The sequence below is a fragment of the Roseateles sp. SL47 genome (assembly GCF_026625885.1).
In the GTDB taxonomy this organism is placed as follows: Bacteria; Pseudomonadota; Gammaproteobacteria; order Burkholderiales; family Burkholderiaceae_C; genus Roseateles.
Window position 1 is genome coordinate 351,502 of sequence record NZ_CP113068.1, and the last position, 14,355, is coordinate 365,856.

Consider the following 14,355-nt stretch of genomic DNA (forward strand, 5'->3'; position numbering starts at 1 on the left):
CGAGGCTCAGGCACTGCGCGCGGGGACGGTCCGTGCCGCCGGGCCCGCCGTGAGCCGCCGCCACAACGCCAACCAGGCGCCGGCCAGCAAGTAGGTCAGCCAGCAACTGACGCTGCCGGTGACCACAAACTTGATCAGCGGTGGTGCATGGACCTCTTGCCAGGCCAGTGACACGGCCACCACCACCGGTGCGTGCAGCACGAAGATGGCGTAAGCCCGGTCGGACAAGCGACGCCACAGGGGTGAAGCGGCCCCCGGCCAGTGCTGGAATCGCCAAAGCAGGCGAAGGATCACGCCCCAGGCCACCAAAGGCTCCCAGAACGCATACACAGCCGCCAGGGGATGCCATCCGCCTTCTGCCGGGCCTTGCAGTGCGGGCACGACGGGGGCCACAAGGGCCAGGACCGGCAACACCGGCAAGGTCACCCACATGACACGACGCCAGACCGACATCTGCGACGCGGACACCTGCTCCAGCCAACGCGAGGACGCGGCCGCATCACCGGCCCAGAACAGGGTGATGTAGCCCGCGAAATAGCCCAGTTGCAGCCCCCACCACTGCGTGCCCACCGGCCACCACAGGCGCAGCACAAACGCGGCAGCGCCGGTGAGGAGCGCAGCCAGTAGCAGCATGAGGTTGGAAGGAGAGCGAGGGACGGAGGCGGGCCGCCGGACGCATGCATGCACCACTGTCGCCGCCCCCGCGAATATCAGCAGGGCCTGGCAGAACCACAGCGGACCTCGTTCGAACTCGCCATCACGCCACAAGGACTGGAGCGTCGTCAGAACCTCCTCGCCATGGGCCGTCTGTGCCAATGCAATGGTGACGGGCCCCAGCACAAAACCGAAGAACAGCAGCGGCACGCCGAGACGCAAAAATCGCTCGCGCAGATAGCGCCAGGTGCCATGACGTTCGATGGCTCGTGGGGTGAAGTAGCCGGCCAGAAGGAAAAACAGGCCCATGAAAAAGGCCTGGTTGAAGGTGCAGAAGAAGATCAGCGCCTTGGACGACAGCGAGTCGTTGGGCAGCACCTCCTTGTAAAACCACCCGCCGATGGCGCCATAAGTGATGGCGGTGTGGTGGAAGACCACCAGCAGGGTCATGGCGGCGCGCAAGGCGTCCAGGCCAGGGTTCTTGGGCGCGCGGCCAAGGGCGGGGTCTGCAAGGGAAGTCAGTGGGGGGATGCTCATCTGGGGTCCCTGGGGGCCGGTGGGTCAGCACTGGAATCGCGCCCAAGCTGCCGCACGATGTATATCAGGCCCAACGCAGTCGATGTATGAGCGCTTCCCCGCAGCTGTCAACTGCAATCGTCTGCTCCTGCATTCTTCAACCAGTCACTGCAATGGCGGATCGCCTTCCACCGGGACAGACTTTGGCGCAATCCTCTCAATCGCTGCGCCAGAAACCGTCTGGTCGCCAAGTCAATGCAAGAAGCGGATGCTGCCTTCCGCGTGGGGTTAAAAGCCTGAGGTTGAAAAGATGGTTCGATTGCATGCGCTTCCGCGCCTTTGGCGCTACGCCACCTTCTCCTTGATTGCCAGCCTGCTGGCCCCGGAGACATGGGCTCAGGATGCTCCCCTCTTCCGACAGGCATTGAGGTTTGATCAGACGGGTGCCGTTTTTGATGAGGTCATCAAAGTTCCCAGGAGAAGAGGCCCTTACCTCGATCTCAAGCTCAACTTCTCGGACGATGTTCCCAACCGCCACGAACGGCAACTTCAACAGGCCACACCCGCATGGAACCGTGACCCTCAGCTGTGGCGAGGGGTCACTCTGTTCAGCGTCACAGGTCTCAGAGACGGCAACCCAACCAAGCGAAAAATCTCCAGTTCCATTGAGCTCTACGAGCATTCACACAAGTTCAAGTTGCTGGGGCTGCCAATACGTCTGCGGGTGCTCGTCACTCCCTTGGAGCCCAGGGACAGGGTCTCTTACGTCCCCGGGCAGTGGGCCTATGTGTGGACGGATCCACGCAACCTCGTCCAGAAGGTCGCTTCATTTGCCTTCGAAGAGGTGGACCTCTCTCGGGTTCAGCCAGAGACGAGCGGTCGAAGCTCAAGGAACAAGTACCTGCTCCAGTTTCAGTCCATGCATCCCGGCCACTCCTATCGAATTCAGATATTCAACCTAGCAGCGATTCAGCTACCTGATGGGATATCCGCAGTCCTGATTCTTCAAGAGCCTGAAATTTCCAAATAGCCCGCACCCAATGAATCACCTTGCCGTGAAGAACCTGCCGATCGAAGGGACCGCCTCGATTCGGAGCGTTTGAGCCACGTACGGATCGCGGACGACGTCATTGGAATCTCCTCCAGTTCATACCCTCCACAGCAGTCACTGGTGTTTGAATCATCGCTTCGCTGGAACACCCGTATTCATCGGGCATGCACCTTGCCGCGCTCCCCGTCAGCATCCTTGGAGCCTTCGCATGAGTCCATTCACCGACATCCAGCCGGTTGTCTTCACGCCAGACATGGAACAGCCCGCGCCGGACGAGATTGCCACCATCACCGAACTGGTCGAGGTCTTCCTTGGCATGGCACATACGGTGGCCGACTATGAAGGGCATGCCTTCCGCGCCGTTCATGCCAAGGGTCATGCCTTGCTGCGCGGCAAGCTCACCGTGCTGAAGGACCTGCCGCCCGCTTATGCACAAGGCCTGTTCGCGCAGCCCGGGGAGTACAACGCCATCATGCGAATGTCTTCCCCCCCGGCGGAACAATTGTCCGATCAGGTGTCCACACCGCGAGCCATCGCACTCAAGCTGATGAGTGTTCCCGGCGAGCGGGTCCCCGAATCGCGGGACCACGACACTCAGGACTTCCTGATGGTCAACGCACCGGCCTTCACGCGTCCGGGCCCCAAGGAGTTTCTCCGGGATGCCAAGCTGCTCGCCACCACCACCGAGAAGGCACCTGAAGCCAAGGAGATGCTGTCCACCGTGCTGCGCACCGCCGAGAAAGTGATCGAAGCGTTTGGGGGAGAGAGCGAGACGCTCAAGACCATGGGCGGTGAACCCGCCACGCACCCGCTGGGCGATACCTTCTATGCCCAGACCCCTTTCCTGTACGGTCCCTACATGGCCAAGTTCGCGTTGGCACCCGTGTCACCAACGCTGGTGGCACTGACGGACCGCCCCCTCGACAGTGAGGACGAGGACGCGCAACGCCACGCCATCTCCGCCTTCTTCCATGATGGCGGCGGCGCACCGGCCGAATGGGAACTGCGCGTTCAACTCTGCACGGATCTGGAACACATGCCCATCGAGGACGCCTCGGTGGAATGGCCGCAGGACAAGAGCCCGTTTGTGGCGGTGGCCTCGCTGGTGATGCCCCCTCAGCAGAGCTGGCTGCAGGGCCGCAGCCAGGTGGAGGAAGATGAGTTGGCCTTTGACCCGTGGCACACCGTGGCGGCCCACCGGCCGCTGGGCGCCTTGAACCGGGCGCGCAAGGTGGTGCTCGCGGCGTCGCGACACTTCCGGGGGGCTTTTAACCGCTGCCCGATTCACGAGCCGAAACTGCGTCGCGCCTAGGCCCTACGGCAAAGGGTCGCGCAGGCGGCGCCGCGACCGCCTTCAGCTGGCAACGTCCGCCGTTGCCAGACGCTGCTGCTGGCGCGCCCGTTTCACCTCATACATGCGCGCATCAGCCAGTTGCAAGGCTTCCTCAGCGGTCAGGCCGACCGGATTGAGCGGCACCACACCAACGCTGGCGCCCCCATACTGGACGAACTGACCGTCCAATTCGAAGCGGCCGACCGTGGCCAGGCTGGCCCGCTGTTCCAGCGTATGGGCGGCCTGCAAGGCGTCTGCGTGGTCAAGGCTGGGCCCGCTACTGGCAGGCCGTGCCCGCAGGTCGACGCCAGGGCCGACCACCACAAATTCGTCTCCGCCCATCCGGGCCAGCATGTCGGACCCGCGCATCTCCAGGGACAGGCGCTGCGCCACTTCCTGCAAGAAGCGGTCACCAGCCTGATGGCCCAGGCGGTCATTGATGGCCTTGAAACCATCCAGATCGATGCAGCCGACCAGCAGGCTGGACCCATCCCGGCTCGCGCGCTGGATCAGCCGCTGCAGTTCATCAAACAGGGCCCGGCGGTTGGGCAGGCCGGTCAATGGATCGGTCAGCGCGAAAGTGGCCAGTTGTTCGTTGGCCGCTCGCAATTCCTCCACCAGGCGTTCGCGCTCGATGAATTGGCCGACCAGGGAAGAAAACAGTGTCAGCACCGACAGCGCCTCGGGCCGGACCTCCTGCCGCTGCGCACTGGCTGCACACAAGGTGCCCATCAGCGCGCCATCTTCCGTCCGCACCGGGGTGCTGACGTAGGTCTGAATACCCAGACGGCGCGCCGGTTCGCTGTCACCCCAGCGCTCGGGCACATCGCTGCAGGCGACCACGCCCTCGTCCAGCGCTCGTTTGCACAGGGTGTCTTCCCAGGCCACGACCAGTCCTTCGGGAATCTGGAGGCTGCCCGCGTTGCGGGCCAGCCGCACCTGCTGCTGGCCGCCACGCTCATCCACCGAGGTCAGGTAGGTGGATTCGAGGCCCGTGACGGCCCCCAGCATGTCCAGCAGCGGGCGGGTGAGCTGTTCAAGATTCCGGGCCGTGGGAACGGTGCTGGACAACTGGGCAATCAGGGCATCCAAGATATAGCGCGTCGAGAGCGTCAAACGCGCTGATCTTAGCCTGAGGGGCCTCAGGCGCCGCGTGCGTAGTCTCCGAGCCCCGGAACCACCCCGTCACCGTCGTTGGAATCCCGGGTGGGGAAGCCCAGGGCCGGGCGGCTGTGGCGTTGCAAGGCCTCGCCGGGATTGGCCACCCCTGCGACCCTGGAAATGCCCTCGGCGGGCGGCGTGGCGGCCATGCCGTCACCACCGCTCTTCGGCATCAACAGCGGCTGGTCCGCACCGTGGCGTTGCCAGCCGCTGCTCAGCGAGGCGCGGGCGCCGCGCATGGCGTAATACCCCAGCGCGGCGACGCCGCTGAGCACTACGATTCGAGTCAGGCTACTCATGTGGATTCCTTGGTGGTTGGAGGGAAGTTGAGGCCACTCCGGCAGGCGGCGCGCCCAGGCTTTTCGGGATGTTTCCGGGTGGTTCTACTGGTCTCCGTCGCCCCCTTCCAGGCTCGCGACTTGCCACCCCCCTTCCATCCATTTCCCGAAGGAGCCCACCATGGGACAAGAAAGCACCTATCGCGGCGTGACCTATGGGGTCGAAGCCGTGCCGGTGGGCCAGGACGCCTGGCACGGCCGATTCCACCTGCTGGACGGCAGCGCCTCCGGAGACGTGGATGCACTGCATCCATCGATGGATACGGTCTGGGGCAGCGAAAACGAAGCGCTGACCTACGCCACCGAGGCGGCCTGCCACGCCATCGAGATCCTGCAAACCGGCCGTCCTCAGGGTCAGGGTCACGGCAGTCCGTCCTCGGAGCGACGCTTCAACAGCCTGGGTCAATGACAGGAGCGTTCCCTTACGCGCTCCCCCGCGCGCCCAACGCCCTCGACACCGCCGTGGCGCTGGCCTGATTGGCATGGTCGGCACTCATGCGCACCGCTGCAGTCAGCTGCTCCATGGCGGACGCTGTCTGCTCCAGGGCTCCGGCCTGCGCTTCCCTGCGGGCCGACAGGTCGGCATTGCCCTTCGCCACCACATGCAGGGTGAGATCTCTTTTGCCACCTCCTCCGCCAACGTAATCTGCAAACGAGGCATTCGAGCTTCAGGCCTGATCCGCAAATGTGGTGATGTACTGGCGTGCCACCTGATCCGCATGTCGCAAGGCTTCTTCTTCACTGGACCATTCATCGTCCAGTTCATGCCAGCGGGTGTTGTCCATCTGCCCTTCGTCCTGAGCACGCAGGATGAAGCGCCCCTGGAAGGGGCCGTTGCCTCGGGCGGCCAGCACGTAGGTGCGGCCTTTATGTTGGCGGAGGTTTTGTTGCTGCTGCATACACAAGGGCCCGGAACCGACGGCCCACGGGCGGTGCTGACAGACCACGGCAGGGCACTCGGTGCGACACCACAGCGAGTGGACGTGCCCGCGTTTTACACCCCAGCGCTGCTTCACAGTATGAAAAACCGCAATGGAAAAGCGTGATGCAGCGCAGCAATAAGCGGACTTTTTTCTGTCGATGCGGGAGGGACGGCCCGGCCCATGCCTTCCCGCTCAGGCGCTTTCGCGCGCCAGCAGTTCGCAATGGAAGGCGGTCATCCGGGGCGGGGTCTGGCCCTCGGCCAGGGCCAGGATCAACTGCGCCGCGCTGGCGCCGATCTCCCGGGCCGGTGGACGGATGGTGCTGAGGCTGGGCAGCAGCTTGTCGGAAAAGGCGTAATCCCCAAACCCAAACAGCGCCACATCGTCCGGCACGGACAGCCGCTGCCGCTGGGCTGCCAGCACTGCGCCGCACGCCAGGTTGTCGTTGGCAAAGAAGATGGCCCGGGGCCGGCCCCGGCTGCGGGCCAGCAAGGCATCCAGCGCCTGCGCCCCGGCGGCCAGTGGGTCGGCTTCCGTGGGGGTGTAGAACATCGGCTCCAGGCCGCATTCCTTCAGCGCTTCCGCATAACCTTCACAGCGCTCCTGCGCACTGAGGTCGCCGGCGGCGCTGTTGTGGACAAACGCAATCCGTCTGTAGCCCTGCCCAGTGAGGTAGCGCACGCCCTCCCGTCCCACTTCACGGTGGGAGAACCCGATCTGATAGGGCTTGCGGCGCGCGGCCAGGTCCCAGGTTTCAATCACCGGCACACCGGCCGACTCGATCAAGCGCTCCGTGCCCGTGCTGTGATGCCGGCTGGTAAGTACCAGCGCCGCAGGTTGCCAGCCCAGGAAGGCCCGCACCGCACGCTCTTCCGTCTCCAGCGAGAAATAGCTGGAGGCCAGCAGCAGTTGATAACCCGCCGACGACAGACCATCGGAGAGCGACTGCAGGGTGTGCGCAAAGATGGGCCCGGAGATGTTGGGGACCACCATCGCCACCACCTTGTTGTGCGCCGACGCCAGCCCCCCGGCCGCCAGATTGGGCACGTAGTTCAGCGCCTCCACGGCGGTCTGGATGCGCAGCCGGGCTTCTTGGCCCACCCGCGCCGGCTCATTGAAAAAACGCGACACGGTGATGGCCGACACCCCGGCCTGGGCCGCCACATCGGCGAGCGTGGGTCGGTCCGTGGCCCGGCGTTTACGCATGAACGGACTCAAGTCGGCGACGACGGAAATCGAGTAACCAAATCATCTTTTCTGCTTTGACGTTGAACTGCTGCGCTCCCGATGATGCGGGCCATGTTAGCGCTAACACAGCGCGAGTGTCGTTGATCGCTTCTGCAATAAACGGAGATCGTCATGCGTCCCACGTCTATCGGGAAAACGTCTTCCAGTCCGGCAACTGGGAGACCTGACCACCGTCCGCAACCCTGGTTGGGGGCCGCCATGGTGGTGGCGGCCGGCCTGGTGTCGGCCACACTGCCGGTGACGGCGCAGGCGGAGCCGGAAGCCGCCGATGTCAAGGCGGCTGCGGCCCCCACCGACAGCCATCAGCTCCCCACCGTCACCGTGACATCGGCCAAACGCAGCGAATCGCTGCAGACCCGGCGCCGCCGACGGCTTCAACCTGATGGCACCGGTGCTGCCCACCGGCTTTGAAGCCATCACCCGCCTGCTGGTGCCGGAGTTGCGCCGCCGTGGCCTGGTGCGCGAACGCTATGAAGGTCGCACCCTGCGCGACCACCTGGGCCTGCTCCGTCCCGCTCACCGCCGCCCGGCGGATCACGTCGCCGCTTTGCAGGAGCCTCAAGCATGAAACGCCGCCAATTCCTCACCTCTGCCTCCACCGCCGTGGCCGCCGCTGCAGCCGCCCTGCCGATCGCCTCCCCAGCCGCCGCCGCATCGGGCGACAAGGTGCTGCGTGTGGGTTTCCAGAAGGGAGGGCTGCTGCTGCAGTTGCAGCAACGGGTGCGCTTCGGCGCCCGGCTGCTGGACGACACCATTGCAGCCGACCAGCAACGCATGGCCGATGCCTTTGCCGCGCAGCGCCTGATCCCCCGACCGGTGCGCGTGCGGGAGGCCTGGGCGCCGGCGCTCTACCCGGGGAAGGGCGGCGGTGGGGCGTCAGGTGGGTGAGTCCCGGCCAGGTCCAGGGGGGAGTTTCAGGAAAGCCTCGGCTGTGTCTCAGGTGAGCGCATCCGACGCCACAATGCAGGCCACCGCCCGCAAGGATGGCGTTGCACAACGAGAGACCCCCATGCCCAGCCCATCGATTCCCCTTCAGCAGTCCTTCCCTTCCGTCAGCCCCCTGGCCTTTGGCTGCATGGGCCTGGGCGGTTCCTGGGACGAGTCCCCCTACACCGAAGACCATGTGGCGCATGCCCATGCCGCCGTCGAAGCGGCACTGGACATCGGTGTCACCCTGTTTGATCACGCGGACATCTACACCCGTGGCAAGGCCGAGTCCGTCTTTGGTGAACTGATGCGGCGCCAACCGTCCTTGCGCGACCGCATCGTGCTGCAGAGCAAATGCGGCATCCGTTTTGCAGATGCCGAGGGCCCCAAGCGTTTTGACCTGTCCCGCGACTACATCGTCTCCGCCGTGGAAGCCAGCCTGAAGCGGCTGGGCACCGAACGCCTGGACATTCTGCTTTTGCACCGCCCGGACCCGCTGTGGGAGCCGGAAGACATCGCCCTGGCCTTCCGGCAGTTGCGTGAGCAGGGCAAGGTGCTGCAGTTCGGCGTCTCCAACATGCATGCCGCCCAGATGGCCTGGCTGAGCCGCTCGCTGGACCAGCCGCTGGTGGTGAACCAGTTCGAGATCGGGCTGGGGCATCTGGAGCCGATCGAATCGGGCACCACCTTCAATGACCGGCAGGCGGCTCACCGCCCGGGCAGCCTGGCCTGGAACGGCACGCTGGAGCATTGCCAGCAGCACGGCATCCAGGTGCAGGCCTGGGCGGCACTGGCGCGCGGCCGGTTCAGTGGCGACACCGCCAAGGACCCCGCCGACGAGCCGGCCCGGCAACTGGTGCATCAACTGGCCGAACGGCACGGCGTGTCCACCGAAGGGGTGCTGCTCGCCTGGCTGATGCGCCACCCGGCCCGCATCCAGCCGGTGATCGGCAGCAGCCAGCCCGCACGCATCCGCGCCTGTGGGGACGCACTCCGGCTGCAGCTGACACGCGGCGAGTGGTATGCGCTGTATGAAGCGGCGCGCGGTCAGGCGCTGCCCTGAGGTCTCAAAGAGCGACCTGGCGAGAGATCCGGTGGGCGCGTTGGTGGGAGCGTTGGTGGGAGCGTTGGTGAGCGGCCCGTCCGGCCACTCGCTGAGCGCAAACCTTCAGTCAAACGCCTGCGCCAATTCCTGCACCAGCTCGGCGGCACCCACTTCCTTGAGCCCGCTGAAATTCTGACCGGCCCACAGCGGCGAGAAATCGCCACTGCCCTCGGCTTCGGCCTTGGCGCGCAGCGGCGCCAAGGCATTGCCCGCCAGGGGGAAGGCCGGCGCCAGCTCATTAATCGGTCCCACCTCGCGCATCAACCGGTTGACGATGCCGCGCGCCGGTCGCCCGGTCATCAGGTTGGTCAAGGCCGTGTGATGGCCGTCGGGCTGCCGCAGCACCTGACGGTGCGGCGCACTGGTGATGGATTCATTGCACAGCAGGAAGGCCGTGCCCAGTTGCACCGCGCTGGCCCCGAGCGTCAGCGCCGCCCGGATGCTGGCCGCATCCACGATGCCACCGGCGGCAATCACCGGAATGCGCAGCGCCTTGACGACCTGCGGCAACAGCGCCAGCAGACCGGTCTGGCGGGTCAGGTCGGTGCTGAGGAAATGGCCGCGATGGCCACCGGCTTCCCAGCCCTGCGCAATCACCGCATCGGCCCCGTGGGCCTCCAGCCAGACGGCTTCTTCCACCGTGGTGGCGCTGGACAGCACCCGGCTGCCCCAGCCCTTGACCCGCGCCAGCAGGTCCGGTGCCGGTAGCCCGAAATGGAAGCTGATGATGGCTGGTTTAAACGCCTCCACCACGTCCGCCATTTCATGGCTGAAGGGCTGTCGGCCAAAGCCGCCGGTGATCGTGCTGGGGTCCACACCGAACTCGTTGTAATACGGGGCCAACCGCTCGCGCCAGCGGGCTTCACGGGCCGGATCGGGCAGCGGCGGCACATGGGCGAAGAAGTTGACGTTGTAGGGCTGCTGCGTGCCAGCACTCAACAGCTGCAGCTCCCGTTGGAGCACGTCCGGCGTCAGTTGCGCAGCAGGCAAGGAGCCCAGCCCCCCTGCATTGCTCACGGCAACGGCCAGCTTGGCAAGCTGAGCGCCAGCCAATGGCGCCTGGATCAGCGGGAGCCGGGTGCCCAGCACCTGGGCGGCGAAGTCTGCGGGGGCAAGGGCAGTGGTCATGTCGGCGGATCCTGAGGGCAGGGAGTGATCACCCGCCCATCATCGCAAATCCGCGTCACCCCTGGCCCCGCAGGGGGCGCTCAGATCAGATGGAATAACCCAGCAGCATCGCCACGCCGGCCTCCTTGTTGGGACGCACAAAGCTGTCCCGCGTCAGGCGGCTCATCGGGATGGTCAACGTCGGCGTCTCGAACCACTTCTTGTAGACGTTCTGAATCTCGCCGCTGGCATAGATGCGGCTCAGGCTGCGGTCCACGATCTCGCCCAGGCGGGTGTCGCCCTTGCGCATCATGATGCCGTAGGGTTCCACCGAAAACGCCATGCTGGCCAGGCCCAGCGCATCCAGCGCCTTCTCCTTGGAGGCCAGCCCCTGCAGCAGCGCATCGTCCTGCGGGAAGGCGCGCGCCTTGCCCTCACGCAAGGCCTTGAAGGCCTCGTTGTTGTTGGCAAAGGGCATCAGCTGCATCTTGGCTTCGCCGGAGCTGTTGAGCTGCGTGAACAGTTTCTCCGACGTGGTGCCCTTGCTGAGCGCCACCGTCATGCCGTCCAGGTCCTTGAGCGTTTCCACCCGCGTGCCGCGCGGCACCAGCACCTTCATGCCGGCCACAAAGATGGTGTAGCTGAAGGCCACCTGCTCCTGACGCGATTTGGTGTTGGTGGTGGACCCACATTCCAGGTCGATCTCTTCCTTCTGCAGCTTTGGAATCCGCTCCGGCCCGGAGACCACCACGTAGTTGACCTTCAGGTCCGGCAGCTTGAGTTCCTTCTTGATTTCCTCCACGGCGACCAGGCACAGGTCGACCGAATAACCAACCGGTTGCTTGGCTTCGTTGAGATAGGAGAAGGGACGTGCGGCTTCTCGCACACCGAGGTTCACCGTCTTGGTCTCGCGGATGCGGGACAGCGTGTCGGCATGGGCGGCCACGGTGGCCAGGGAAGCCGCCAGACCGAGCAGGCTCACGGCCAGGGGCCGGACACAGACGGCCAGGGGCCGGACAAACAGACGCAGGTTGGAGGCAGGCATGGACGCTCTCAAAATGAATACAACAGCACGGGCAAGAGCGGCTGTGAACGCACCGGAACGGCGCGAACGCGGCACGGTACCTCAGCCTGAGTGTGGACGGCCAGCCCAGTGGTGAAGCGGCGACAGCCGTTCGTCGGAAACTATCGATGAACAGGACGTTTGCATGTCGCCTCCCCCTCGGATTTGCGCGAAATCCGCCCTTTGTCATGATGGTTGCGGTATCACCCAACGAACCGGCCAGCAGCCGCTACAGTCACGGCCATGGAACTCAAGATCGTTGTTTATTCGAAGTCGGCCTGCCCGCAATGCGACACGGCCAAGATGCTGCTCAAGTCCCGCTCGCTCACCTATGAAGAGATCAAGATCGACGATGAAGCGGAGCGCCTGGCCTTCTATGAGAAGTGCGGCCCGTCGGTGCGCCAGATGCCCCAGGTGTTCATCAACGACCAGCGGGTCGGCGGTGTGACCGGGCTGCAGGCCGCGCTCAAGCAGCTCGGTCTCTGACCCGCCCCCTCCTCATTCGGTGTCCGTCAGGCCCCAGGCCTTCAGCATGAAGGCATACACGCGCGCACGCTCCTTCAGGGCGTCATAACGGCCGGAGGCGCCGCCATGCCCGGCGGTGAGATTCACGTCGAACAGCAGCGGCTGGTCATCGGTCTTCAGCGTACGCAGCCGCGCCACATATTTGGCCGGCTCCCAGTACGGCACCTGGCTGTCGTTCAGGCCCGCCCGGGCCAGGATGGCCGGATAGGCGCCGCGTCGCAGCTGGTCGTAGGGGCTGTAGGCGCGCATCCATGCGTAGTCCTTGGGCTGCTTGGGATTGCCCCATTCCACAAACTCTTCCGTGGTCAGCGGAATGGTCTCGTCCAGCATGGTGGTGATCACATCCACAAAGGGCACCTCGGCCACCACGGCCTTGAACAGGTCCGGCCGGAGATTGGTCACCGCGCCCATCAGCAAGCCGCCGGCACTGCGCCCGGTGATCACCAGTTGATCCGGCCGTGTCCAGCCCTGCTGGATCAGCGCCTCTGCGGAGGCGATGAAATCGGTGAAGGTGTTCATCTTGTGGCTGAGCTTGCCGTCGAGATACCAGCGCCGGCCCATCTCGCCACCGCCGCGCACCGCAGCAGTGGCCAGCACCACCCCGCGGTCCAGCAGCGAGAGGTCGTTGGCATTGAAGCGGTGGTCCACGGAGAAGCCGTAGCTGCCGTAAGCGCGCAGCAGCATCGGGCGCGGCCCCTGGCCGCGTTGGGCCTTGGCATACAGCAGCGTCACCGGCACTCGTGTGCCGTCACTGGCGGTGGCCCAGATGCGCTCGCTGGCGTAACGTGAGGCGTCATAGCCGATCACAGTCTGCTGCTTGCGGATCTGGCGGCTGCCATCGCTGAAGCGGTAGTCCACCACCGTTGGCGGTGTGAGCAGGGACTGGTAGACGATGCGCAGCACGTCGCTGTTGAACTCGCGGTTCTCGCCTACCGTGGCGCTGGACAGCAGCTCGGGGAACGCGATGGGCTGCAGCTTCACGGGCGCAGCGGTGCGCCTGGCCAGACCGGCTTCATCCAGCACACCGAGCTTGACGGCACCATCCTCCCGCCACTGCACCACCATCTGCCCCTGGAAGGGCCGCAGTTGCTCCAGGGACACGTCTTCCCGATGTGGCAGCAGCTCTCGGGCCCGCGTCAATCGGGCATGTGTGAGCAACGGGCCCGGAGCGGGGGCCTGAGTCGTCGTGTGCCGCGGGTGGCCCGTCGATCCGGCTTCGGGAGAGGCCGGAGCCGACCGGCTCGCAGTGCCCTGATGTCGCCCCTCCGCGACCGGCGCTGGCAGTGGCACCTCCATCAATCGGAAATTGGGCCCTCGGTCATTGATCAGCAGATACAGCTGCCCGTCCCGGTGCTCCACCCGATATTCCAGCCCCACCCGGCGCGGCAGCACCACGCGCCAGTCGGCATCGGCCCGGAAGGCCGGCAGCCATCTCACCTCGGTGGTGTCCTTGGCATGGCTCATTAGAGAAAGAAAACGGCCATCCGCCGTCTGGCCCAGTTCCAGGTTGAATAGCTCGTCCTTCTCTTCAAAAATCAGCACATCGGGCCCGGCCCCATCCACCGCATGGCGCCAGAGCTGATTGCGGCGACGGGCTTCGTTGGAGGTGATGTAGAACACAGTGCGCCCGTCCGCCGACCAGACCGCACCGTCCGTGCGCTCGCCCACCCAGGGCAGATCCCGCCCGGTGCTCAGGTCGCGGATGCGCAGCTGGTAGTCGCGATAGCCGGTGTCGTCCATGGCATACAGCAGGCGCCGGCCGTCCGGGCTGGGCTCCACCAGGCTGACCGACAGGAATTGCCGCCCACGGGCCAGTTCGTTGAGGTCCAGCAGCACCTGCACCGTTGCGTCCAGCGGTGTCCCTGGCGGTGCCTCCCCCCTTGCTCCCGCTCTGGCGTGCGCCGCCCCCAGCGGCTGGGCGCCTGATGCAGCCCGGCGGATGTATTGCGGGTATTGATCGCCCGCCTGGGTCCGTTTTCCATACCACCAGTGGCCGCGACGCACCGGCACATCCTCGTCGGCGGGCGCCATGCGGGCGGCCATCTCCTGATAAAGGCGGTCCTGCAGCCCTTGCAGCGGCTGGAACCACTGATCGGCATAGGCGGCTTCGGCCTTGAGGTAGTCCAGAACCGCCGGGTTGTCCCGCTCACGCAGCCAGAAGTAGTCGTCGATCCGGGTGTCCCCATGGACGGTGACATCGTGGGGAATGCGGCGCGCCACCGGGGGTGGCAAGCGACCCTGCCGGGGCTGGCCGTGGGTCTCATCGCCCAGGGCCGCCTCCTGCCGGATGGCGCCCTGCCCTGCCGCACCAGACGCCGCTGCCATTGCTGCGGTTGCCATTGCTGCGGTTGCCGTTGCCGTTGCCGTTGCGGCCCCGGTTGCGGTTCCGGTTGTGGTTCCAGCT

The 14,355-nt window shown here is 65.4% G+C and carries 17 protein-coding genes; 8 read left to right on the forward strand and 9 right to left on the reverse strand.

Features of this window, described 5'->3' with window-relative positions; translation table 11 throughout:
- Window positions 1-6 precede the first annotated feature (6 nt).
- On the reverse strand, window positions 7-1,191 hold the full coding sequence (locus OU995_RS01370) for an acyltransferase family protein (protein WP_267833559.1): 1,185 nt from the start codon (window positions 1,189-1,191) through the stop codon (window positions 7-9).
- Between the two features lie 340 nt (window positions 1,192-1,531).
- Between OU995_RS01370 and OU995_RS01375 the strand changes: the two genes are divergently transcribed.
- Window positions 1,532-2,200 carry a hypothetical protein gene (locus tag OU995_RS01375; RefSeq protein ID WP_267833560.1) on the forward strand — a complete coding sequence of 223 codons (669 nt, stop codon included), beginning with the start codon at window positions 1,532-1,534 and terminating at the stop codon, window positions 2,198-2,200.
- A gap of 229 nt (window positions 2,201-2,429) precedes the next feature.
- On the forward strand, window positions 2,430-3,533 hold the full coding sequence (locus OU995_RS01380) for a catalase family protein (protein WP_267833561.1): 1,104 nt from the start codon (window positions 2,430-2,432) through the stop codon (window positions 3,531-3,533).
- 42 nt (window positions 3,534-3,575) lie between these two features.
- Here OU995_RS01380 and OU995_RS27400 read toward each other — a convergent pair whose 3' ends face one another.
- Complete coding sequence (locus tag OU995_RS27400) at window positions 3,576-4,670, reverse strand: sensor domain-containing diguanylate cyclase (RefSeq protein WP_324288687.1); 1,095 nt, start codon at window positions 4,668-4,670, stop codon at window positions 3,576-3,578.
- A gap of 26 nt (window positions 4,671-4,696) precedes the next feature.
- On the reverse strand, window positions 4,697-5,014 hold the full coding sequence (locus tag OU995_RS01395) for a hypothetical protein (RefSeq protein ID WP_267833562.1): 318 nt from the start codon (window positions 5,012-5,014) through the stop codon (window positions 4,697-4,699).
- A 160-nt stretch (window positions 5,015-5,174) separates the two neighbouring features.
- Between OU995_RS01395 and OU995_RS01400 the strand changes: the two genes are divergently transcribed.
- The gene (locus tag OU995_RS01400; RefSeq protein ID WP_267833563.1) at window positions 5,175-5,462 is read left to right on the forward strand and encodes a hypothetical protein; all 288 of its coding nucleotides are present in this window, start codon (window positions 5,175-5,177) and stop codon (window positions 5,460-5,462) included.
- Between the two features lie 13 nt (window positions 5,463-5,475).
- Here the strand turns inward: OU995_RS01400 and OU995_RS01405 are convergent, their stop codons facing one another.
- From OU995_RS01405 to OU995_RS01415, 3 genes are all read right to left on the reverse strand, one after another.
- Window positions 5,476-5,655: a hypothetical protein gene (locus tag OU995_RS01405; RefSeq protein ID WP_267836431.1), complete on the reverse strand. Its 180-nt coding sequence runs from the start codon at window positions 5,653-5,655 to the stop codon at window positions 5,476-5,478.
- A 66-nt stretch (window positions 5,656-5,721) separates the two neighbouring features.
- The gene (locus tag OU995_RS01410; RefSeq protein ID WP_267833564.1) at window positions 5,722-5,952 is read right to left on the reverse strand and encodes a hypothetical protein; all 231 of its coding nucleotides are present in this window, start codon (window positions 5,950-5,952) and stop codon (window positions 5,722-5,724) included.
- Window positions 5,953-6,168: 216 nt separating this feature from the next.
- Complete coding sequence (locus OU995_RS01415) at window positions 6,169-7,182, reverse strand: LacI family DNA-binding transcriptional regulator (RefSeq protein ID WP_267833565.1); 1,014 nt, start codon at window positions 7,180-7,182, stop codon at window positions 6,169-6,171.
- A gap of 153 nt (window positions 7,183-7,335) precedes the next feature.
- Here OU995_RS01415 and OU995_RS01420 point away from each other — a divergent pair, with 153 nt between their 5' ends.
- The 4 genes from OU995_RS01420 to OU995_RS01435 all read left to right on the forward strand — a co-directional run bounded on the left by OU995_RS01420 (window position 7,336) and on the right by OU995_RS01435 (window position 9,214).
- Window positions 7,336-7,635 carry a hypothetical protein gene (locus OU995_RS01420; protein WP_267833566.1) on the forward strand — a complete coding sequence of 100 codons (300 nt, stop codon included), beginning with the start codon at window positions 7,336-7,338 and terminating at the stop codon, window positions 7,633-7,635.
- Window positions 7,607-7,792: a hypothetical protein gene (locus OU995_RS01425; protein WP_420714792.1), complete on the forward strand. Its 186-nt coding sequence runs from the start codon at window positions 7,607-7,609 to the stop codon at window positions 7,790-7,792. Before OU995_RS01420 ends, OU995_RS01425 begins: the two co-directional genes overlap by 29 nt.
- Window positions 7,789-8,112, forward strand: a complete 324-nt coding sequence (locus tag OU995_RS01430; RefSeq protein WP_267833567.1) for a hypothetical protein — start codon at window positions 7,789-7,791, stop codon at window positions 8,110-8,112. Before OU995_RS01425 ends, OU995_RS01430 begins: the two co-directional genes overlap by 4 nt.
- Before the next feature lie 121 nt (window positions 8,113-8,233).
- Window positions 8,234-9,214: an aldo/keto reductase gene (locus tag OU995_RS01435; RefSeq protein ID WP_267833568.1), complete on the forward strand. Its 981-nt coding sequence runs from the start codon at window positions 8,234-8,236 to the stop codon at window positions 9,212-9,214.
- Window positions 9,215-9,319: 105 nt separating this feature from the next.
- On the opposite strand, the gene OU995_RS01440 is transcribed toward OU995_RS01435, so the two are convergent.
- On the reverse strand, window positions 9,320-10,384 hold the full coding sequence (locus OU995_RS01440) for an NAD(P)H-dependent flavin oxidoreductase (protein ID WP_267833569.1): 1,065 nt from the start codon (window positions 10,382-10,384) through the stop codon (window positions 9,320-9,322).
- Between the two features lie 85 nt (window positions 10,385-10,469).
- Window positions 10,470-11,408, reverse strand: a complete 939-nt coding sequence (locus tag OU995_RS01445) for an amino acid ABC transporter substrate-binding protein (protein ID WP_267833570.1) — start codon at window positions 11,406-11,408, stop codon at window positions 10,470-10,472.
- Window positions 11,409-11,669: 261 nt separating this feature from the next.
- Between OU995_RS01445 and OU995_RS01450 the strand changes: the two genes are divergently transcribed.
- Window positions 11,670-11,912 (forward strand): glutaredoxin domain-containing protein, encoded by a 243-nt coding sequence (locus OU995_RS01450; protein ID WP_267833571.1) that lies wholly within the window; start codon window positions 11,670-11,672, stop codon window positions 11,910-11,912.
- A gap of 12 nt (window positions 11,913-11,924) precedes the next feature.
- Here the strand turns inward: OU995_RS01450 and OU995_RS01455 are convergent, their stop codons facing one another.
- The gene (locus OU995_RS01455; RefSeq protein WP_267833572.1) at window positions 11,925-14,291 is read right to left on the reverse strand and encodes a S9 family peptidase; all 2,367 of its coding nucleotides are present in this window, start codon (window positions 14,289-14,291) and stop codon (window positions 11,925-11,927) included.
- Window positions 14,292-14,355: the final 64 nt, after the last annotated feature.